Source organism: Bradyrhizobium sp. SZCCHNRI1029 (genome assembly GCF_032487555.1).
Classification (GTDB): domain Bacteria; phylum Pseudomonadota; class Alphaproteobacteria; order Rhizobiales; family Xanthobacteraceae; genus Bradyrhizobium.
The window spans coordinates 422,539-442,053 of sequence record NZ_JAUEUK010000001.1 but is presented as its reverse complement, the minus strand read 5'-3'; the positions used below and the strand labels follow the sequence as shown (position 1 = coordinate 442,053).

Genomic DNA, 19,515 nt, shown 5'->3' with positions numbered 1-19,515 from the left:
CCATGCAAATAACCGGCCTCCGTCGCGAGTTGGAGGAGGCCGGGTATGCGGTACGCCGTGATTTTCTTCCTCGCGAATTGTTGGAGGCCGGCAATCGAATCAAGTCTCGGGCCAGTCTTGAGGCGAGAGCGGAGCCCCATCTCGGGCTTGTTGTCTCGGTCAACTTTTCGGTCGATTTCGCGCCGATCATTCTCTTCGATGCACAATATGAATTGTTGGAGCGCGCCGGATACCGGGATGCGCGCTTTTTTGCTGGATTTCTGATCTCCAAGCCGGCCGGGTGTCCGAGGCTGCACTGGCACCAGGATTGGTGGGGCTGGTCGAGCGCCGTGAGTTACGGCGCCACGCCTCCAATTCTCTATTTCATGTACTATTTGACCGACACGAGTGCTGCAAACGGATGCTTGCGCGTGCTTCCCGGCAGTCATCGGCGCAAGAACGATCTACATGAATTGATCGAGGGCAGGCCGACACATCCCGATCGGGTTCTGCATGTCGACGACGTGCTGGTTTCCACGAGGCCAGACGAAGTTGATGTTGCTGTTCGGAAGGGGGATCTCATCGTTCGCGACGGCAGGCTCCTTCACGCATCCCATGCGAACAATTCGAGCGAAGACCGAGCCCTGATCGTATTGTCCTTCGTGCCGTTCTGGTCGGATCTCCCGGAGGGGCTGCAATGCGCCTTCGACAGAAAGCGGCCCAAGATCGAAAGATCCTGGCCGTCCGCCGAGGCCGAGCGCGTGCTGGATCGAGCGACGGTCTACAACGGCGCGTCGTCGCCGATCCATCTGCAGAGGACTCCGAACTTCGGCGACGATTAAGCTGCCGCGTCCTCCGCATCCAGCTCCATCACGACATCGGTCGCGTTCAACGTATCGCCCGCTTTGCGCCTGACCTGACTGATTGTCCCGGAGTAGGGAGCTTTCACCGACAGCTGTGATTTGGCCGCCTCGATGACGTAGAGGACCTCACCGGTCTTCACCTTTTGACCGGCCTTGACGCAGACGTCGTAGAGCAGGCCGTCAAGTCGAGCGTAAAGCTGCTTGTTCATGTTTCGTCCTCCTGAATCGCCTCAATCGAACCTCAAACATCAACGTCAGCTACCAAAAGTAGAGTAATTTTGATTCTGCTACAATGGCGCTTTCAATCTTATGGATGTATGTAGTCATCGTTGCTACCTCTAGCTCTGGGCATAGCGAGGCGCGCCATGAAGTGGTTCTTCAGCAAGTATCTTTTCGCAGGCATGATTGTCGTGGTTTCGTCGATTGCTGCGCGTGCCGACGTCCTGCCGGCGCCGTCGAGATGGACCAATCAACGAGGCTCGGTTCTCGAGATCTGGTCAGTCACCGATGGGCAGGTGCGAGGGCAATTCACCAACAACGCATCTGGGTTCGCATGCCAGGGTATTCCCTATCCGGTATCCGGCAGATCCGCCGGCAGCGCCGTTATGCTGGTCGTGACTTTTGCCCAGTGCAATTCCATCACGCGTTGGAGAGGCCAAGTCGGCGGCAATCAACTTCGGGCGAATTGGAATCTCTTCTACATTCAGCCCAACGGTGATCTCGGCAATCTGCCGGGTGCCGACCTGTTCCAGCGAACCAATTGATCCGGTCGCTCGCTCCGATCCCGCATTCAGCCGTGTTAGCCGCCGACCGCGAAGGCTTTCGACTTGGAAGCAGCTGAAAGCCGAGCTATCGGCGACTTTCGGCCGAATGCCGATCCGAGGCTCGGGGCACTTCAGCTCCCCGCCTCGTCATGCAGCGTGCTGGCTTCCAGCCACTGCTCCTCGGCGCGCGCCAGCGCGTCGGCGGCATTGGCCCGCGCCTTCGACAATTGCGCGGCCTGCTTTGGGTCGCGCGTGAAGATGTCGGGCAGCGACAGCGCGCCGTCGATCTTGGCGATGATCTCGGTGATGCGGGCGATCTCGGCTTCGGCTGCCGCAATCTTCTGCTTCAGCCCGCTGCGCTTGTTATCGCTGCGGGGCCGCTCGGTCTTCTCGGCGACCTGAGAGCGCTCGTTGTCGCGGGCCGGCGTGCTGCGCGTCGACAAGACCATGCGCCTGTAGTCATCGAGGTCGCCATCATAGGTCTTCACGGTGCGGTCGGCGACGACCCAGAGGCGGTCGGCGCAGGCCTCGATCAGATAGCGATCGTGCGACACCATGATCACGGCGCCGGGAAATTCGTTGATCGCTTCGGCCAGCGCGGCGCGGCTGTCGATGTCGAGATGGTTGGTCGGCTCGTCCAGGATGATCATGTTGGGGCCGAAGAAGGTCGCGAGCCCGAGCAGCAGCCGCGCCTTCTCGCCGCCCGACAGGCTCTTCACCAGCGTGTCGGCGGCCTTGCCGGAAAATCCGATCGCGCCGGCGCGCGCGCGCACTTTCGATTCCGGCGCATCGCCCATCAGCTTGCGCACGTGACTATACGGCGATCCGGTCTCGTCCAGCTCATCGAGCTGGTGCTGGGCGAAATAGGCGATCGACAGCTTGTCGGCGCGCGTGACCTTGCCGGAAAACGGTGTGAGCCGGCCGGCGAGCAGCTTCACCAGCGTGGACTTGCCATTGCCGTTGGCGCCGAGCAATGCGACGCGGTCGTCATTGTCGATGCGTAAGGTGACTCTGTTGAGCACCGGTTGCGCGGGATCGTAGCCGACCGAGGCGTTGTCGACCGCGATGATCGGCGGCGACAGCAGTCGCTCCGGTGCGGGGAAGGTGATCTCGTGCACGTCCTGGGTGACGAGCGCGGTGATCGGCTTCATCCGCTCCAGCATCTTGACGCGGGACTGCGCCTGGCGCGCCTTCGAGGCCTTGGCCTTGAAGCGCTCGACGAAGGCCTGCAGCCGCGCGCGCTCCGCTTCCTGGCGCTTGACCGCCTTGGCATCGAGCATCTCGCGGGTGGCGCGCTGTTCCTCGTAGGAGGAGTAGCTGCCGCGATACAGCGTGAGCTTGCAACGGTCGAGATGCAGGATCTGGTCGACGGAGGTTTCCAGGAGATCGCGGTCGTGGCTGATCACGATCACCGTGCGCGGATAATGCGCCAGATGATCCTCGAGCCACAGCGTGCCCTCGAGGTCGAGATAGTTGGTCGGCTCGTCCAGCAGGAGCAGGTCGGGCGCGGCGAACAGCGTTGCCGCAAGGGCGACCCGCATGCGCCAGCCGCCGGAGAACTCGGCGCAGGCTCGCGCCTGATCCGCGGCGGAAAATCCAAGGCCGCTGAGAATAGCGGCCGCGCGCGCCGGGGCGGAATGCGCGTCGATGTCGACGAGCCGGGTCTGGATCTCGGCGATGCGGTGTGCGTCATGGGCGGTCTCGGCCTCCTGCAGCAGCGCATGCCGCTCGAGGTCGGCCCGGAGAACCACCTCGATCAGGCTTTCGGGCCCGCTCGGGGCTTCCTGGGCCAGGCTGCCGATGCGCCACCGCGGCGGCACGGTGATGCTGCCGGTCTCCAGCGACAGTTCGCCGCGGATCGCCTTGAACAGGGTCGACTTGCCGGTGCCGTTGCGGCCGACCAGTCCGACGCGCGCGCCGGGCGGAATCTGCACTGAGCTCTGGTCGATGAGAAGCCGTCCGGCGAGGCGGATGGAGATGTCGGTGATGGAAAGCATGCGCGCCTTGTCACCGCGCGCGCGGCCAAAGGCAACCGCTTTGTCGCGGTCTCAGCGGCCGGAGAGGCTCATCCCGGTCTCGTCGCGCTTTCGCAACTCGTTCATCAGGTCCGCAAGCTGAGCCGGCAGACGAGAGCCGTCCGGCGGCAGGCTGCGTTGCAGGCGTTCGCCGACGGCCTCGCAGATCGACCGGCTGGTCTTGCGATCGAGCGCCTCGCTGAAATCGGCGGTGCGGCCAGACATGAGGGAGTTCCACGAGCAGTTGCAGGACGATGCCGTAACAAGTCGTGACCGCTCGATTTGTTTCCCGCTCCCGACCGGAAGACCCCGAAATGAGGTTGAAAATGCACAAAAAAAGCCCCGGCGTGGGGGAGACGCCGGGGCGATGCGAGTTCGGTGCGGCGGGGGGCGGGTGCCGCGCCGAGGCTCGTATCAATAGCAGCGGTTGATCCACCGCCAGCGCGGTCCCCACGGGGTCGGAACCACGCGGCGCACGTAGCAGCCGCCATAGCCGTAGCTGTAGACCGGGCCACCGACGAAGAAGCGCGGGCCGTAGAACGGACGGTGCCATCCGCCGTAGCCTCCGTGCCAACCGCCCCCATGCCAGCCGCCATGCCAGTGAGCCGAGGCGGCAGTCGGGGCGAGGGCGGCTGCGCCGAGGGCAACGGTGGCCGCCGCGATGAGGGAGAGTTTGCGCAACATGATCGTCTCCTGGATGACAGCGCTGGTGGCGCCGAAATTGTCCGACGGATGAGGCTGGGAGAGGGCGGCCACCGGTCGTATTGCTGGCTCGTCCTCGCCCGATGCCAACACCCTAGGAGCTTCGAGCTGAACACGGGTGGCACGGAGCCTTCAGACTATGTTCAGAATTGTGAAATTGTCGTAAGGCGTCGCGCTCCGGCAGGGGCCCCGGTCGCTTGCCGTCGGCCGATCGCGTCGATATAAGCCCGCAACTCACCGAAATCCCGCACCTCCAAGGACGATATCATGGCGATTGAGCGCACCTTTTCGATCATCAAGCCCGACGCGACCGAGCGTAATCTCACCGGCGCGATCAACGCGCTGATCGAGAAGGCCGGCCTGCGGATCGTGGCCCAGAAGCGCATCCGCATGACCCGCGATCAGGCCGAGACCTTCTATGCCGTGCACAAGGCGCGGCCATTCTTCGGCGAACTGGTCGATTTCATGATCTCCGGCCCGGTCGTGGTCCAGGTGCTGGAGGGCGAGGGCGCCATCCTGAAGTACCGCGACGTGATGGGCGCCACCGACCCGTCGAAGGCGGCCGACGGTACCATCCGCAAGCTGCATGCGAAGTCGATCGGCGAGAACTCGGTGCACGGTTCCGACGCGGCGGAAACGGCAGCGATCGAGATCGCGCAGTTCTTCTCCGGCAACGAGATCGTCGGTTGATCGATCCTCGTGCGGCTGAGGGCCCCCTCAGCCGCACGACCTTCGTGCTCTGCGCTGAACTTATCTGAAAGGCCCGGCCGTGAACTGGCTATCGCAACTCGCCGATTCCGCCAGCTTCGGCCATGTGCTCGCTCAATTCGAGGCCGACCTGCAGAGCCCGGGCTTCTGGCTCGCGCTCGGCAAGATCGTCTGGATCAATGTGCTGTTGTCGGGCGACAATGCGCTGGTCATCGCGCTCGCCTGCCGCGGCCTGCACGGCAAGCATCGCTTCTGGGGCATGGTGGCCGGCTCCGGCATTGCCGTCGCACTGCGCATCGCCTTTACCGGCATCGTCGCCACCCTGATGGCGCTGCCATACCTGAAATTGATCGGCGGGCTGGCACTGATCGTGATCGCCGCCAAGCTGCTGGTGCCCGAGGACGAGAACGACGAGATCGCGGCCGGCACGACGCTGTGGCATGCGGTCCGCATCGTCGCGCTCGCCGACCTCGTGATGAGCCTCGACAACGTGATCGCGGTGGCTGCGGCCGCCAACGGCCAGGCGTCCCTGCTGATCATCGGCCTTGCCATGAGCATCCCGCTGATCATCGCGGGTGCCGCGCTGATCATGCTGGTGCTCGATCGGGTCCCGCTGCTGGTCTGGCTCGGCGCGATGCTGCTCGGCTGGGTGGCCGGCGAGGTGATCGCGACCGATCCCGCGATCGAGCCGATGCTGCACCATCTGCTCGACGGCACCGTCCTCATCAACATCGAGGCGACCTCGGCGCTGTTCGCCGGCAAGACCAATCTCGCGAGCCATGTCGATGTCATGGAGACGCTGATGTCGCTGATCGGCGCCGGTGTGGTGCTGATCGCCGGCTCGATCTGGCGCGGCCGCGCGCTGCAGCGTCAGGCCGAGAGCGAGCTGCAGCCGGTGCCGGCGCGCGGCGTCGATCTGCCGTAGCTGATCGTCAGGACGCGCCGCATCCGACCGGGCGGCGTCAGGACTCCGCATCCAGCCGATCGAGGAATTCGCGGACGGTGTGGACCGATCCCGTGGCGGCTGGCTGGTAGCCGGGCAGGGCAGCGACGGCGCGATGGAATTCGTCGCCCTTCATCACCTCGAGCACCCGCCGCATCGGGTCGGTTTCCAGAAACGATTTATGGCAGGCGAAAAAATAATCCTCGGTGAGGATACGGATGAAGTCGAGCCCGAACTGCCGCGCGGCGGCCTCGACGCCGAAGCAGACGTCGGCCATGCCGCTCGCGACATAGGCGGCGACGGCTGCATGGGTGAACTCGATCTGCTGCGCGCCATTGATGCTGGTTTCGTCGATGCCTTGTGACGCGAGCAACTGATCGAACAACAGGCGGGTGCCGGAATCATGATCGCGATTGACGAAGCGCGCCCTGCCGTCGGCAAGATCGGCCAATGAACGGATGGACAGCGGATTGCCGCGCTTGACCATCAGCCCCATCTCGCGGGTCACGAAGCTGATGACGCAGTCCTGCTTGGGATCGAGCCAATCCCGGCAGGCCTGGATGTTCTGGGCACGCAGCTCGCCGCGCGGCAGATGCAGTCCCGACAGGTCGCATTCGCCTTGCGCCAGCGAGGCCAGCGAATGCTGGCTGCTGACATAGCGGACATCGACCCCGACGCCTGACTCGCGATCCAACAGCTCGCGCAGCTTGGCGACGGCAAAGCCGTGGCTGGCGTGAACGCGGATCACGCCAGGATGCGGCTGCAGGAACGGCTTGATCTCGGTCACCAGCTCCTGCGCCAGATTGTCGAGCTGCGGGCCGAGGCGAGCCTGCATGCGCTCGCCGGCCCAGACCAGCTTGTCGCCGAACGCCGTGAGCTTCGATCCTTTGCCGCGCTGGGTCTCGACCAGCGGCACGCCGAAGAATTCAGACCACTGCTCGATCAGATTCCAGACGTGACGATAGGACAGATGCGCGTCACTGGCCGCGCTGGTGATCTTGCCCGTCCTCCCGATTTCACTGAGCACGCGGAGCATCACGACGATGCTCTGCGGGCCGTCGTCCTTGTAGAAGCGCCAGACAGGTTCGATCGCGATCCGCAACATCAGTGCCCGCTTGTGAAGTCGGCTTCATATGACCGCCGGCCATAGGCAACAGATATCATATTTACGAACAGATATTTGTTCTTACCTTCATTGGTATACAACAAACGGAGGAAATATGATGTCGATTGCATATGATTACGAGCGCGGCTCGAGGGGGACGTCCTATCTGACGAAGCCGTTCCAGCTCCTGATCGGCGGCAGGCATGTTCCCTCGGTTTCGGGACGCACCTTCACGTCGCTCAATCCTGCAACCGAGCAGGCGATTGCGACGGTCGCCGAGGGCAATGCCGAGGATGTCGATCTCGCAGTCGCCGCGGCCCGCAAGGCCTTCGAAGGGCCGTGGCGAACGATGCGTGCGGCGGAGCGCGGCGCGATCCTTCTGAAATGGGCGCAGCTGTTGCGCGACCATGCCGACGAGATCATCGAGCTCGAAAGCCTCGATGCCGGCAAGCCGGTGTCGGCGATCCTGCGCCAGGATCTTCCCGCCGCCATCGATACGCTCACCTATTACGCCGGATGGGCCGACAAGATCAGCGGTGAAGTCGTCTCCACGCGCGATGATGCGCTGACCTATACGGTGCGCGAGCCGGTCGGCGTGGTCGCGGCGATCGCGCCGTGGAATTTCCCGCTGATGATCGGGATGTGGAAGCTAGCGCCGGCGCTGGCCTGCGGCTGCACCGTCGTGATGAAGCCCGCCGAGCTGACGTCGCTGTCGGCGCTGCGGATCGGGGAGCTCGCGCTCGAAGCCGGACTGCCGCCCGGTGTTCTCAACATCGTGACCGGCCCCGGGTGCACCGTCGGCGAGGCGCTGGTCAACCACCCCGATGTCGACAAGGTCACGTTCACCGGCTCGCCCGGCGTCGGCCGCGGCATCATGAAGGCGGCGGCCGGCAACTTCAAACGCGTCTCGCTCGAGCTCGGCGGCAAGTCGGCCAACATCATCTTCGACGATGCGAACATCGAGGCCGCCGCGAAGGCTGCGGCGAGCGGCATCTTCTTCAACACCGGGCAGGTGTGCTCGGCCGGATCGCGGGTGCTGGTGCACGAGCGCGTGTATGACGAGGTGGTCGAGCGCCTGACCGAGCGCGCACGGGCGCTGCGGATCGGCGATCCGCTCGATCGCGCAACGTCGCTCGGACCGGTCATCTCCGAACGACAGATGAAGACGATCCTCGACTATGTCGACATCGGACGCAACGAAGGCGCCACGCTCGTCACCGGCGGCCAGCGCGCGGCCGCTCGCGGCTATTTCGTCAGCCCCGCCGTCTTCGCCGGCGTCACGCACGACATGCGGATCTCGCAGGAAGAGATCTTCGGACCCGTGGTCAGCGTGATCAAGTTCAGGGACGAGGCCGAGGCGCTGCGGATGGCGAACGGCACGGCCTACAGCCTGGCCGCCGGCGTCTGGAGCCGCGACATGGGGCGCGTCCATCGCTTCGCCAAGCGCCTGCGCGCTGGCACCGTGTGGATCAACACCTATGGCTACACCGATGTGCGGCTGCCTTGGGGTGGCGATCGTGACTCCGGACTGGGCCGCGAGCACGGCACGGCCGCGCTGGACAACTTCACGGAGCCGAAATCCGTCTGGATGAACCTCGCGGTGTGAGCCAGGCGTCGGCTGACGCGGACGGCCGCCATTCGCATCGGCGGCCGTCTGCGCGATCCAACGGATCAGTCGGCCTTGGCGCCGGTCGGCGGCTGGCGTGTCGGCGTCCTCCGATGGCCTGTGAGAAGCACGATGGCCGTCGTGTTTGTTGCCGTTACCGTCTTCGATCACTGAGTCGGCCAGCCATCGTCGCGGCAGGATCACAAGCCAATCGACAGCGATGCGGCACGGTGCCGCGCCTTTGCCAGGTACCGCAGGGCGCGGTCCTCTGTTTCTTATAATCTTGAACCCGTTCGCGCCGCCGCGACACCACCACGTCGAGCTCCACTGATCGGGCCATGATTGGAATTGTTTCGAATTGGACTTGCGCATGTTGACTGCAGATGAGATTGCGCACGTCAAGTCGTCGTTCGACTTGGTATTTGCCAATGCTACACAGATGACGACGACGTTCTATGACCGCGTCTTCGAGCTCGCGCCGGAATGTCGGGCGATGTTTCCCGCCGACATGGACGTGCTGAAACGGGACTTCATCGCGACCCTGGCGGTCCTCGTCGGCAGCCTCGATCAGACGACTGGTCTGTTGTCGAGCACCGACATCCTCGGCCGCAATCATGCGCGCTATGGAGTCCGGCCTGAGCACTATCCGGTGGTCGGCGAAGCACTATTGTGGAGCCTCGCCAAAGGACTTGGTCCGCATTGGAATGATGAGGTCGAGCAGGCCTGGCGCAAAGTCTATGGCGTCATCGCCAAGCGCATGATCGCAATTTCGGTCGGCGCTCGGCGGCCCTGATCCGGATCTAGCTGCGCACGATCGAGCCGGAGCGGCCGACGAGACGCGCGAGCTGCTTGAAGCGCCCGCCGACACGATCGGCGACGAGGTCGACCATCTGGTGCTCGAACACCAGCATCAGCTTGCGATCCTGGGTGCGGAAATGCGTTGCGGGCAGCACGCCGGGCCGCGCCGCCGAGATCAGATGCGCGACCCGAAACGCGGTGCCGAGCAGGCGCGCACGATCGATCTGGGCCGGGCTCAGCTGCTCGGTGAGGGCAGGCGCCGCCGCCTCGTCGCGCAGGCCCTCGTAGCGGAAGAACACCGACAGCGCGACGAAGATGCGGCCCTCGTGGTTGATCGAGCCGAAATTGCCGTTCAGAACGATGCCGTAGGTCTGCTCGCCGCGATGGTCCGGATGCATGCGCCAGCCGATATCGGACAGCAGGCAGGCGGCGTGCCGCAGCCGGCGCTCGTCCTCGGTCTCGCGCATGTGCATCACGCGGAACAGGCGGTCGGTCCAGTCGATCAGCTCGCGGGCATGCTGGGCCGAGCGCGACAACAGCTCGTTGAGGCCCTGCGCCGCGCAGAGCAGCCCGTCCTTGGCGCGCTCGGCGTCTGGAAGCTTGGAGTAGAGCAGGCCCTCGCGCACGCCGAAGGTCGAGAACACGACAGTCGTCGGCCTGGCGACGCGGATGATGTGCTCGAGCACCAGCGCAGCATAGGCAAGCAGCGGGCGCCGCGCCTCGGCGATCGCTTCGATGTCGGCCAGCATGTCGGCGGCGACGAGACGACGCAGCCGGCGCACGAAGGCCAGCGCATCGGCCGCCGGAATCGCATAGCCGTGCATCACCCCGAGCGGATAGCCGCTCTGGATGATGTGGATGCGCGCCAGCGCGCGCCAGGTGCCGCCGACCGCATAGAAGGTGCGGTTCTGGCCGGCCAGCAGTTGCGGCAGGTCGGTCAGCGCCTCGCTCGCGATCCGCTGCGCCTTCTTCAGCGATTTCTCGGCGAGATCCTGCAGCGCCAGGCTGCCGAGCGGCAGGGTGACGCCGCTGCGGACCTGGTGCCCGCGCACGTCGATCAGCTCAAGTGAGCCGCCGCCGAGATCACCGACGATGCCGTCGGGCTTGTGAATGCCGGAGATGACACCGAGCGCCGAATAGCGCGCCTCTTCGGGGCCGGTGAGGATCTGGATCGGGACGCCGCAGATCTTCTCGGCCTTGGCGATGAAATCAGCGCCGTTCGAAGCATCGCGGCAGGCGGCGGTCGCGATGGCATGCACTTGCCCCACCCGCTGCACCTTGCACAACGCGCGGAAGCGCTTCAGCGCGGTCAGCGCCTTGTCGACGGCATCGGCCGCGAGCAGGCCGGTGGTCTGGACCTCGCGACCGAGCCCGCACAGCGCCTTCTCGTTGAACACGGTCACGAGGCTGCGTTCCATCGCCTGGTAGACGACGAGACGGACCGAATTCGAGCCGATGTCGATGACACCGACGCTGGCGGACCTCGTGCCGGGCCGCTTCACCACGGCATGTCCCGTTGCAGAAGGCCCCGGTGCAGACAGCCCCTATGAAGGAGGGCGTTCATTCCGGCGCGTGAGCCGGCGCGGCGATGATTCCTTGAGCGACTTTCCACGGCCGGACAGACTCGGATTCGTCATGAAGTAATTGTGCAGGTTGAACGGCTCCTCGCCCTTCGCGGCCTTCATACGCGTTGACGACCCGTCCGGCAACAATTGCCAGCTCTGCTCGGTATCCTTCAGGTTTGCGACCATGATCTGTTCCAGGACCTGCTGATGGACGGTGGGGTTCTGAAGCGGGCACAGCACCTCGACGCGGCGGTCGAGATTGCGCGGCATCATGTCGGCCGAGGAGATGTAGACGGCGGCCTTGGCGCTCGGCAGGCCCTGACCCATACCAAAGCAGTAGATGCGGCCATGCTCGAGGAAGCGGCCGATCACCGATTTGACGCGAATGTTCTCCGACAGTCCGGGGAGGCCGGGACGCAGGCAGCAGATGCCGCGCACGATCAGCTCGATCGAGACGCCGGCCTGCGAGGCCTCATACAGCGCGTCGATGATGTCTGGATCGACCAGCGAGTTCATCTTCATCCAGATCACGGCCGGCTTGCCCTGGCGGGCGAAGCTGGTCTCACCGTGGATGTGCTCGATCATGCGCTTGCGAAGCGTGAGCGGCGACACCGCCATCTTCTCGATGTCGATCGGCTCGGCATAGCCGGTGATGTAGTTGAACACCCGCGTGACGTCGCGGCCGATCACCGGGTCCGATGTGAAGTAGGACAGGTCGGTGTAGATGCGCGCCGTCACCGGATGATAGTTGCCGGTGCCGGTGTGGACATAGGTGGTGAGGCTGCCGCCCTCGCGGCGCACGACCATCGACAGCTTGGCATGCGTCTTCAGCTCCAGAAAGCCGTAGACGACCTGCACGCCGGCGCGCTCCAGATCGCGGGCCCAGCGGATGTTGGCCTCCTCGTCGAAACGCGCCTTGAGCTCGACCAGCGCCGTCACCGACTTGCCGGCTTCGGCAGCTTCCACCAGCGTGCGCACGATAGGCGAGTTGTTGGAGGTGCGGTACAGCGTCTGCTTGATCGCGACGACGTCCGGGTCGCGCGCCGCCTGCTGCAGGAACTGCACGACGACGTCGAACGACTCGTAAGGGTGATGGACGATCAGGTCCTTCTGCCGGATGGCGGCGAAGATGTCGCCGCCATGGTCGCGGACACGCTCGGGATGGCGCGGCACATAGGGTGCGAATTCGAGGTCGGGCCGGTCGACGCGCGTCAGTTGCGACAGCTCGTTCATCGCCAGCACGCCGTCGACCAGGAACACCTCGTCATCGGTGGTCGAGAGCGCATTCTGCACGAAGCGGCGCAGCTCCTCCGGCATGTTGGCCTCGATCTCGAGCCGGATCACCGAGCCGCGACGGCGCCGCTTCAGCGCGGTTTCGAACAGCCGCACCAGGTCTTCGGCCTCTTCCTCGATCTCGATCTCGCTGTCGCGGATGATCCGGAAGGCGCCCTGGCCCTTTACGGTGTAGCCGGGAAACAGCCGGCCGATGAACAGGCCGGTCGCCTGTTCCAGGGTGATCAGGCGGATCACGCCATCCTTGGAGCCGGGGAAGCGGATGAAGCGGTCGATCTTGCCGGGCATGCGGATGAGGGCGTTCATCGGGCGCCCGTCGGCGGAGCGGATCAATTGCAGCGCCACCGTGAAGCCGAGGCTCGGGATGAATGGGAACGGATGCGCCGGATCGATCGCGAGTGGCGTCAGCAGCGGGAAGATGTTGGCGAGGAAGTGGTCCTCGATCCAGGCGCGCTCGCTCTTGGTGACGTCCTGACCGTCGACGAGCACGATGCCGAGCTCGCCGAGAAACTTGCGCAGGTCGCGCCAGATCGCCTGCTGGTCGATCGCGAGCTGCGACACCGTCTCGTTGATCAGCTTCAGCTGCTCGGTCGGCGTCAGCCCGTCGGGGCTGCGCTCGGCGATGCCCTCGCGGACCTGGGCGCGGATGCCGGCGACGCGCACCATGAAGAATTCATCAAGGTTGTTGGCGGAAATCGACAGAAAGCGCACTCGCTCCAGGGCGGGATGCCGCGGATTGACCGATTCCTCCAGAACGCGGCGGTTGAAGTGAAGCCAGGACAATTCCCGATTGATGAATCGCTCGGGGCTCGAGGCAATCTCGATGGACGGCACGGCGACCGGTTCTTTCTCTGAGATTTCAGTAACTTGCTCGGTATCCATCGGAATTCGATCCATATCCATCCAGTCGCAAACCAGTCGCGAACGGTCGACCGTAGCCCAATCTGGGTAACCAGGGGATGACGTTGCCGGCACCATTGGGGTTCCGTGCCCGTCCGCCGTCAAGATGGTCGCGGGTCAAAGCGGGCGGAGCAGCTCCGCCGCCAGCGCCCGGGTGACCGGCCGTCCGAGCCGCAGGGACTCGTCGTCCAGCAGTGCGACGGTCTGGCGGGCGGCCGCGTAGGACCGTTCGATGTGGCTTGCGAGATAGCTGACCACGGTCTCGTCGATCGCCAGTTGCCGGTCCGCGGCCAGCTTGACGATCAAGGCGCGGAACAGCTGGTCGTCGGGCGGCAGCAGCGTGACGACCGGGACGGCGCGCAGCCGCGACCTCAGATCGGCCAGGGCGATGGGCAGGGCCGCCGGGGCCTCGCGCGCCGTGATCAGCACGAAGGCCTCGTCCTGGCGGGCGAGGTTCAGCAGGTGAAACAGCGCTCGCTCGTCGAGATCGGTGGCCGTCAGATCCTCCAGCACCAGCGCGCCGGTGGCGAGTGCCCCAGGGACCACGCTCGCCTCGAGGGCATGCGCGGACAGGGATCGGGCGCCAGCCCGCTCGGCCCAGATCGCGGCGAGGTGGCTCTTGCCAGAGCCGTCGGGGCCGACCAGGAACATGGTCCGCGCCGGCCATTCCGGCCAGGCGTCGACCAGAGCGAGCCCGGCCGCGTTGCCTGGACCTTCGAAGAAATTGTCCCGCGTCAGGCTCTCCGCATGCGGCAGCGCGAAGGCCAGCTGACGAGGGGGGATATGGCCGGCCAAGATCGAATTGCTCCGTATCGTGTGGTGCGTGAGGTCGGGACGGGCCCTCCGCGGAGGATCACCGGACCTCGATGGTGCTCATGTGGCGCACCCAGTCGACGAGATACAGCCCGACCGACACGAGGGTAAAGACGGTGACCAGCACCATCAGCACCACATCGTAGGGCTGGGGCTCGAAGCCGAAGCTGAGCGAGGCCAGCACGAGCGCCGCGAATCCCACCTGGGCGACCGTGTTCAGCTTGGACACCATCAATGGCTTCATCGCGACCGGCCGGTCGAACAGCCAGGACACGATCACCGCCGAGACGATCATGATGTCGCGCGAGACCACCAGGATCACGATCCAACGCGGGATCGCGCCCCAGATGCCAAGCGTGACGAAGATCGAGACCAGCAGCGCCTTGTCGGCGAGAGGATCGAGCAGCGCTCCCAACTCGGACCGCAGGTTGAAGCGCTTGGCCAGGAAGCCGTCCACGGCGTCGCTCACCCCCGCGACCACGAAGACCAGAAATGCGATCTCCATCTGGCCGGCCGCAATGGCCCAGACGACGATCGGAACCAGCAGGATTCGACCCAGCGTGATCAGATTGGGGATACTGTGGGGAATGGTCACGCAGCGGGTCCCGACGACGACTCGATCAAAAGACAATCCGATTCCGAAACAGGGCGAACCGGTCCGTTCCTAGATAGTATGGGGACGAGCCCCTTGCGAGCCATTGCGCGCGGCCGGATTCCGACGTAACCAGCGGCCAGATTAGGGGTTTTTACCATGACCGAGCGCAAGAACGGGCTCACTTATGCAGATTCGGGCGTCGATATCGATGCCGGAAACCGTCTGGTCGATCTGATCAAGCCCATGGTGCGCGCAACCGCCCGCGCCGGCGCGGATGCCGAGATCGGCGGCTTTGGCGGCCTGTTCGACCTCAAGGCCGCCGGATTCAAGGATCCGGTGCTGGTCGCGGCAACCGACGGCGTCGGCACCAAGGTGAAGATCGCGATCGAGACCGGGCTGCATGGCGGCATCGGCATCGACCTGGTCGCCATGTCGGTCAACGATCTCGTCGTGCAGGGTGCCGAGCCGCTGTTCTTCCTCGACTACTTTGCGTGCGGCAAGCTCGACCCGGAGGCGACGGCGTCGATCGTCGCCGGTGTCGCCGAAGGCTGCCGGGAATCCGGCTGCGCGCTGATCGGCGGTGAGACCGCGGAAATGCCGGGCCTCTACAAGGACGGCGACTACGATCTTGCCGGTTTCGCGGTCGGCGCGGCGGAACGTGGGACGCTGCTGCCGTCTCCCGACATCGCGGCCGGTGACGTGGTGCTGGGGCTCGCATCCTCCGGCGTCCACTCCAACGGCTATTCGCTGGTGCGCAAGATCGTCGCCCAGTCCGGCCTCGGCTTCGATGCGCCGGCACCGTTCGCGCCGGTCCTGACTCTCGGCGCGGCGCTGCTGACGCCGACCCGGCTCTATGTGAAGTCGTGCCTTCGCGCCATCCGCGAGACCGGTGCGGTGAAGGGGCTCGCACACATCACGGGCGGCGGCTTCACCGACAACATTCCGCGCGTGCTGCCGAAGCATCTCGGCGTCTCGATTGACCTGACGGGCCTGCCGGTGCTGCCGGTCTTCAAATGGCTGGCGGAGCAGGGTGGCATTGCAGAGCGCGAGCTCTTGCGTACCTTCAATTGCGGGATCGGCATGATCGCGATCGTCAAGGCCGAGGCCGTCGATGCCGTCATCGAGGTGTTCACCGCGAATGGCGAGCACGTCGCACGGCTCGGCGAGGTCGTTGCTGCGACAGGCGACGAGCGGGTGATCTACACCGGCGCCCTCGATCTGGCTCTGTGAGACGGGTGAGCCGATGAAGCGCCGCGTCGCCATCCTGATCTCGGGCCGTGGGTCGAACATGGCCGCGCTGATCCACGCGGCGTCGCAGCCGGATTTTCCGGCCGAGGTCGCCATCGTGATCTCCAACCGAGCCGATGCGGCCGGACTGCAGAAAGCGCAGGAAAGCGGCGTCGCGATCGAAATCATCGAGAGCAAGCCGTTCGGCAAGGACCGCGCAGGGTTCGAAGCCAGACTGCAGCAGGCGCTCGATGCACGCGGCATCGAGATCATCTGCCTGGCCGGATTCATGCGCCTGTTCACGGCGGAGTTCGTGCAGCGCTGGTATGGCAGGATGCTGAACATTCATCCGTCGCTGCTGCCGTCGTTCCCCGGCCTTGATCCGCACGGCCAGGCGCTGCGTGCCGGCGTCAAGCTGTCAGGCGCCACCGTGCATTTCGTCATTCCGGAGACGGATGCTGGTCCGATCGTGATGCAGGGCGCGGTCGTGGTCAGGGACGACGATACGCCGGACACCCTGTCGACGCGCATTCTCGGCGTCGAGCATCGCATCTATCCCGAGGCGCTGAAGCTGCTGGCCAAGGGCCTAGTGCGGCTCGAAGGCGATCTCTGCCGGACGTCGTCCGTGGAGCAGGGCGATCACGCGCTGATCTGGCCCGTCGTCCGGTAGCTGTCGCCGGACGAAAAAAATCCCCGGCGGGGCCGGGGTACATCAAGGCTGACGAAGTCTGATCATCCGCGGCGAGCGAGCGTGACGCGGAGCTCGTGAGTTGGTTTACGAACCCGCGCTGTGGCGCCCTCCGCCGGGACGATGCTCACGAGAGCTTCAGGTTCTCTGCCGACGTCTTGCCGCGGCTCTCCACCAGATCATATTCGATCGTCTGGTTCTCGTTGAGCGTGGTCAGTCCAGCACGCTCCACGGCCGAGATGTGGACGAACACGTCCTTGTCTCCGCCAGCCGGTTTGATGAAGCCATATCCCTTGGTCGGGTTGAACCACTTCACGCTGCCCTTGTAGGTCGGCATCGCTGTCTCCTCGTCTAGACGAAAAAAAGACGCGGCCACGCTCGCGCGTGCCACGCCACAAACGGGCTTCCCGGGATCTGCTCAATTTCCGAAGTCGCGAAACGCACAGTCGAACGGCCAATCCGATTGTACGGGAGATTGCAACACGATTTTCCGCCGATATCAAGGTTGGCGGACTGATGAGAACGCGTCGCGGCGTCGCGTCGCCGGCTGCTGCTGCAACTGCGTGGCTTGTGGCGCTGGAACCACAAATCCTTGCAGGGCAGCCGCGACATGGCAATCCTCATTGACCGCGATCGGGAACTGCGGGCAGAACATCGCTGCAATATTGAAGCGAATTTGAGCGGGCGGCGAACGGGGCATCGATGCGCGGGGCGTCTCAGGCCAGGCTGGGTTGGCGAATGCGCAGCGGCGCATCCGGGGCGATGCTGCTCATCGGCGGGCTCGGTTTGGTCGCCGCTTCTTCGCCGTGCGCCGCGCAGGCCAGCCTGCCGAGCATCGCCGCAAGCCCGACACCAACGCCGAGCCCGCTGCCCAGTCCTGCACCGGGCGCGATCAGTTCCGAACGCTCGGCCGACCGAACCGTGCTCGATCTCGGCTCGAGCTTCCTCGAACGCCTCGGTACTCAGGCCACACAGGGCGTCACCCGGCTGCAGCGGAGCAATCCCGGCGGCGGCGGCGCGCCGGAGGCTTCGGAACAGCCTCGGTTCCGGACCTGGGGCGAGATGTATGGCGTAACCGTCCGCAGCAATGGGCAAGGCGACTTCGCCGGCGACAAGAGGACGACTTGGGGCGGCGTCGCCGGTATCGGCATGCGTCTCATGCCGGGCGTGAATGTCGGACTATCCGTCGACCAGAGCCGGACCTGGGTCGATTTGCCGCTGGCGCTGCAAGCGGCGACGCTCGATCTCACACAGTTCGGGTTCAACGCCTCGGTCGACCAGGGACCCTGGACCTGGGCGATCGCGGTCGTCCATGGCTTCGGCGGGATCAGTGCGCGGCGCGACACCAGCCTCGGTACGGCGACGTCGGTCTACGGCGCCCACATCACGGGCGTGCTGAGCGAGCTTGACTACTACTGGAGCATCGGTGAGAGCCGGATCGTTCCGAAGCTTGCCTTCGAATACACGCGCGCCACGACGGCGGCATTCCAGGAGGCGGGCGGGCTCGATCCGCTGTCGGTCAGCGGTACCTCGCTGGAGCGCGCCCGCGTTCTCGTCGGCGCCGAGTTCGGCCGCTACTTCATCGTCGACGGCAAGATCCTCGACGTCTCGGCCTATGGCAAGCTGGTCGACAATTTCAGCCAGAATCTCGGCGCGGTGACCGTCAGCCTCGGTCCGCAGAGCATCACGCTGCAGGGCCTTGGCGAGGGCCGCTACGGCGCCGACGCCGGCGCGGCACTGTCGCTATCCCTGAATCGAACGGCACGCCTCTATCTCAACTACGATGCGAAGCTTCGCTCGCTGCTGCAATCGCATCAGGGCACGCTCGGCGTCGAGTTCAAATGGTAGCTCCTCATACGGGTTTCGGCGCGACGTAGCCGTTGAAGCCGACGACATCCCGCGCGGGCGCCATCAGCGGCACGAGATTCAGCGGATGGATGAACTCGTCCCGGAAGCAGGCATGGACCTTCGGATCGAAGATGCGCTTCAACCAGTCGATGACGACCTTGTGCCGGTCGGAGTTGCGAAACTCCTTGTGATAGGTCAGCCACAGATCCATGTGGTAGTTGATGCCGAGATCGACAGGAACGAGCGGCGCCCCGAGCGCGACCGCCGAGGTCGGCAGAAAGCCGATGCCGGCGCCGCGCTCGACCGCGTAAAGCACGGCAACGCTCGAATTGGTTGAGATGCCGACGATGCCTTCGAGGGACTCCAAGCCGAGGATGCGCGCATAGCCGGTCTCGTCGAGCTGCACGCCGTGCTGCTTGATGATGCGATGATCCTTGAGCTCCGCCAGCGATGTCGGCAGTCCATGCGCGTCGCGATAGGCTTCCGACACGAAGCCGTAGATGTGCAGACGGCCGAGCTTTGCAACGATCACGTCAGGGTTGGTCGGCCGTTCGAACTGGATCGAGATGTCAGCCTCCAGCCGCGACACGTCGGCCTGCTGCATCGCGCAGCTCAGATCGACGGTGATCCTGCGATAGGTCTTCTGGAAATCGATCAGTCGCGGCAGGATCCAGAAATTGCCGGGGCCTTCGGTCACGGCGACGCGCACCGACCCCTGAGTGTCGGTCGACAGCGAAGCGCGCCGGAAGATGTTGAAGCTCAGCCGCTCCATCTGCTCGACGTCGAACAGCAACGATCGTCCCTCGTCACTGAGCGACAAGCCGGATTGATCACGGATGAAGAGCTTGCATCCGAGCTCTTCCTCGAGCCGGTCGATCTTGCGCATCAGGGTTGTGCCGGTCAGTCCGAGAACATCCGCCGCGTTTCGGAAGCTGCGGTGACGCGTACAGAGCAGAAATGCTCTCAAATCCTCCCATGAGGGGTTAAGCGTTTCGTCAGACTTCCTGCGCTGCGTGGATGCAGCACCCCGATGCAAATGTTGCCGCATACACTCCAGCTCCGACAAGTATGATGACGTCATCAAAGCCAAGCTGGAAACATAG

At 64.7% G+C, this 19,515-nt stretch carries 20 protein-coding genes; 9 read left to right on the top strand and 11 right to left on the bottom strand.

All coding sequences use genetic code 11. From position 1 onward, the window contains the following. The first annotated feature begins 2 nt into the window (after positions 1-2). Complete coding sequence (locus QW861_RS02080) at positions 3-821, top strand: phytanoyl-CoA dioxygenase family protein (RefSeq protein ID WP_315826796.1); 819 nt, start codon at positions 3-5, stop codon at positions 819-821. On the opposite strand, the gene QW861_RS02075 is transcribed toward QW861_RS02080, so the two are convergent. Further along, a complete protein-coding gene (locus QW861_RS02075) occupies positions 818-1,051 on the bottom strand; it encodes an acetyl-CoA carboxylase biotin carboxyl carrier protein subunit (RefSeq protein WP_315712384.1) in 234 nt (77 codons plus the stop codon). The two genes, QW861_RS02080 and QW861_RS02075, sit on opposite strands and share 4 nt — an antisense overlap. A 156-nt stretch (positions 1,052-1,207) precedes the next feature. Here QW861_RS02075 and QW861_RS02070 point away from each other — a divergent pair, with 156 nt between their 5' ends. Beyond that, positions 1,208-1,606, top strand: a complete 399-nt coding sequence (locus QW861_RS02070) for an avidin/streptavidin family protein (protein WP_315712383.1) — start codon at positions 1,208-1,210, stop codon at positions 1,604-1,606. A 131-nt stretch (positions 1,607-1,737) separates the two neighbouring features. On the opposite strand, the gene QW861_RS02065 is transcribed toward QW861_RS02070, so the two are convergent. The 3 genes from QW861_RS02065 to QW861_RS02055 form a co-directional block, all read right to left on the bottom strand. Further along, the gene (locus tag QW861_RS02065) at positions 1,738-3,603 is read right to left on the bottom strand and encodes an ABC-F family ATP-binding cassette domain-containing protein (RefSeq protein WP_315826797.1); all 1,866 of its coding nucleotides are present in this window, start codon (positions 3,601-3,603) and stop codon (positions 1,738-1,740) included. 51 nt (positions 3,604-3,654) lie between these two features. Then, complete coding sequence (locus tag QW861_RS02060; protein ID WP_315712381.1) at positions 3,655-3,846, bottom strand: hypothetical protein; 192 nt, start codon at positions 3,844-3,846, stop codon at positions 3,655-3,657. A 189-nt stretch (positions 3,847-4,035) separates the two neighbouring features. Next, entirely contained in the window at positions 4,036-4,305 is a 270-nt protein-coding gene (locus QW861_RS02055; RefSeq protein ID WP_315712648.1) for a sulfur globule protein precursor, read from the bottom strand. 285 nt (positions 4,306-4,590) lie between these two features. Between QW861_RS02055 and ndk the strand changes: the two genes are divergently transcribed. Next, positions 4,591-5,013, top strand: coding sequence for a nucleoside-diphosphate kinase (ndk, locus tag QW861_RS02050; protein WP_315712380.1), 423 nt, complete (start codon positions 4,591-4,593; stop codon positions 5,011-5,013). Between the two features lie 79 nt (positions 5,014-5,092). After that, positions 5,093-5,956, top strand: a complete 864-nt coding sequence (locus tag QW861_RS02045) for a TerC family protein (protein ID WP_315712379.1) — start codon at positions 5,093-5,095, stop codon at positions 5,954-5,956. A gap of 37 nt (positions 5,957-5,993) precedes the next feature. On the opposite strand, the gene QW861_RS02040 is transcribed toward QW861_RS02045, so the two are convergent. After that, positions 5,994-7,079, bottom strand: coding sequence for a substrate-binding domain-containing protein (locus tag QW861_RS02040; RefSeq protein ID WP_315749963.1), 1,086 nt, complete (start codon positions 7,077-7,079; stop codon positions 5,994-5,996). Positions 7,080-7,197: 118 nt separating this feature from the next. Between QW861_RS02040 and QW861_RS02035 the strand changes: the two genes are divergently transcribed. Then, the gene (locus QW861_RS02035) at positions 7,198-8,685 is read left to right on the top strand and encodes an aldehyde dehydrogenase family protein (RefSeq protein WP_315749964.1); all 1,488 of its coding nucleotides are present in this window, start codon (positions 7,198-7,200) and stop codon (positions 8,683-8,685) included. Positions 8,686-9,055: 370 nt separating this feature from the next. Then, complete coding sequence (locus QW861_RS02030) at positions 9,056-9,478, top strand: globin family protein (protein WP_315777495.1); 423 nt, start codon at positions 9,056-9,058, stop codon at positions 9,476-9,478. Between the two features lie 7 nt (positions 9,479-9,485). Here the strand turns inward: QW861_RS02030 and ppx are convergent, their stop codons facing one another. The 4 genes from ppx to QW861_RS02010 form a co-directional block, all read right to left on the bottom strand. Continuing rightward, the gene (gene ppx, locus QW861_RS02025; protein WP_315826938.1) at positions 9,486-10,985 is read right to left on the bottom strand and encodes an exopolyphosphatase; all 1,500 of its coding nucleotides are present in this window, start codon (positions 10,983-10,985) and stop codon (positions 9,486-9,488) included. Positions 10,986-11,027: 42 nt separating this feature from the next. Next, positions 11,028-13,223, bottom strand: a complete 2,196-nt coding sequence (locus tag QW861_RS02020) for an RNA degradosome polyphosphate kinase (RefSeq protein WP_316192646.1) — start codon at positions 13,221-13,223, stop codon at positions 11,028-11,030. A gap of 135 nt (positions 13,224-13,358) precedes the next feature. Next, positions 13,359-14,036 carry a DnaA ATPase domain-containing protein gene (locus tag QW861_RS02015; RefSeq protein WP_316164711.1) on the bottom strand — a complete coding sequence of 226 codons (678 nt, stop codon included), beginning with the start codon at positions 14,034-14,036 and terminating at the stop codon, positions 13,359-13,361. A 58-nt stretch (positions 14,037-14,094) separates the two neighbouring features. After that, positions 14,095-14,649 carry a CDP-alcohol phosphatidyltransferase family protein gene (locus QW861_RS02010; protein ID WP_315712371.1) on the bottom strand — a complete coding sequence of 185 codons (555 nt, stop codon included), beginning with the start codon at positions 14,647-14,649 and terminating at the stop codon, positions 14,095-14,097. A gap of 156 nt (positions 14,650-14,805) precedes the next feature. Between QW861_RS02010 and purM the strand changes: the two genes are divergently transcribed. Beyond that, positions 14,806-15,879 carry a phosphoribosylformylglycinamidine cyclo-ligase gene (gene purM, locus QW861_RS02005; RefSeq protein WP_315712369.1) on the top strand — a complete coding sequence of 358 codons (1,074 nt, stop codon included), beginning with the start codon at positions 14,806-14,808 and terminating at the stop codon, positions 15,877-15,879. Positions 15,880-15,892: 13 nt separating this feature from the next. Further along, on the top strand, positions 15,893-16,546 hold the full coding sequence (purN, locus tag QW861_RS02000; RefSeq protein ID WP_315712367.1) for a phosphoribosylglycinamide formyltransferase: 654 nt from the start codon (positions 15,893-15,895) through the stop codon (positions 16,544-16,546). A gap of 145 nt (positions 16,547-16,691) precedes the next feature. On the opposite strand, the gene QW861_RS01995 is transcribed toward purN, so the two are convergent. Continuing rightward, positions 16,692-16,901 (bottom strand): cold-shock protein, encoded by a 210-nt coding sequence (locus tag QW861_RS01995; RefSeq protein ID WP_315712366.1) that lies wholly within the window; start codon positions 16,899-16,901, stop codon positions 16,692-16,694. A gap of 365 nt (positions 16,902-17,266) precedes the next feature. On the opposite strand from QW861_RS01995, the gene QW861_RS01990 reads away from it, so the two are divergent. Next, positions 17,267-18,412: an autotransporter outer membrane beta-barrel domain-containing protein gene (locus tag QW861_RS01990; RefSeq protein ID WP_316192645.1), complete on the top strand. Its 1,146-nt coding sequence runs from the start codon at positions 17,267-17,269 to the stop codon at positions 18,410-18,412. 4 nt (positions 18,413-18,416) lie between these two features. On the opposite strand, the gene QW861_RS01985 is transcribed toward QW861_RS01990, so the two are convergent. Beyond that, the gene (locus QW861_RS01985; RefSeq protein ID WP_315749972.1) at positions 18,417-19,460 is read right to left on the bottom strand and encodes a LysR family transcriptional regulator; all 1,044 of its coding nucleotides are present in this window, start codon (positions 19,458-19,460) and stop codon (positions 18,417-18,419) included. Between the last annotated feature and the right edge of the window lie 55 nt (positions 19,461-19,515).

Bases quoted from the DNA above. Each gene is read 5' to 3' on its own strand.
- QW861_RS02080 (WP_315826796.1), top strand. From the start codon at position 3: ATGCAAATAACCGGCCTCCGTCGCGAGTTGGAGGAGGCCGGGTATGCG.
- QW861_RS02075 (WP_315712384.1), bottom strand. From the start codon at position 1,051: ATGAACAAGCAGCTTTACGCTCGACTTGACGGCCTGCTCTACGACGTC.
- QW861_RS02070 (WP_315712383.1), top strand. From the start codon at position 1,208: ATGAAGTGGTTCTTCAGCAAGTATCTTTTCGCAGGCATGATTGTCGTG.
- QW861_RS02065 (WP_315826797.1), bottom strand. From the start codon at position 3,603: ATGCTTTCCATCACCGACATCTCCATCCGCCTCGCCGGACGGCTTCTC.
- QW861_RS02060 (WP_315712381.1), bottom strand. From the start codon at position 3,846: ATGTCTGGCCGCACCGCCGATTTCAGCGAGGCGCTCGATCGCAAGACC.
- QW861_RS02055 (WP_315712648.1), bottom strand. From the start codon at position 4,305: ATGTTGCGCAAACTCTCCCTCATCGCGGCGGCCACCGTTGCCCTCGGC.
- ndk (WP_315712380.1), top strand. From the start codon at position 4,591: ATGGCGATTGAGCGCACCTTTTCGATCATCAAGCCCGACGCGACCGAG.
- QW861_RS02040 (WP_315749963.1), bottom strand. From the start codon at position 7,079: ATGTTGCGGATCGCGATCGAACCTGTCTGGCGCTTCTACAAGGACGAC.
- QW861_RS02035 (WP_315749964.1), top strand. From the start codon at position 7,198: ATGTCGATTGCATATGATTACGAGCGCGGCTCGAGGGGGACGTCCTAT.
- QW861_RS02030 (WP_315777495.1), top strand. From the start codon at position 9,056: ATGTTGACTGCAGATGAGATTGCGCACGTCAAGTCGTCGTTCGACTTG.
- QW861_RS02020 (WP_316192646.1), bottom strand. From the start codon at position 13,223: ATGGATACCGAGCAAGTTACTGAAATCTCAGAGAAAGAACCGGTCGCC.
- purM (WP_315712369.1), top strand. From the start codon at position 14,806: ATGACCGAGCGCAAGAACGGGCTCACTTATGCAGATTCGGGCGTCGAT.
- purN (WP_315712367.1), top strand. From the start codon at position 15,893: ATGAAGCGCCGCGTCGCCATCCTGATCTCGGGCCGTGGGTCGAACATG.
- QW861_RS01995 (WP_315712366.1), bottom strand. From the start codon at position 16,901: ATGCCGACCTACAAGGGCAGCGTGAAGTGGTTCAACCCGACCAAGGGA.
- QW861_RS01990 (WP_316192645.1), top strand. From the start codon at position 17,267: ATGCGCGGGGCGTCTCAGGCCAGGCTGGGTTGGCGAATGCGCAGCGGC.
- QW861_RS01985 (WP_315749972.1), bottom strand. From the start codon at position 19,460: ATGCGGCAACATTTGCATCGGGGTGCTGCATCCACGCAGCGCAGGAAG.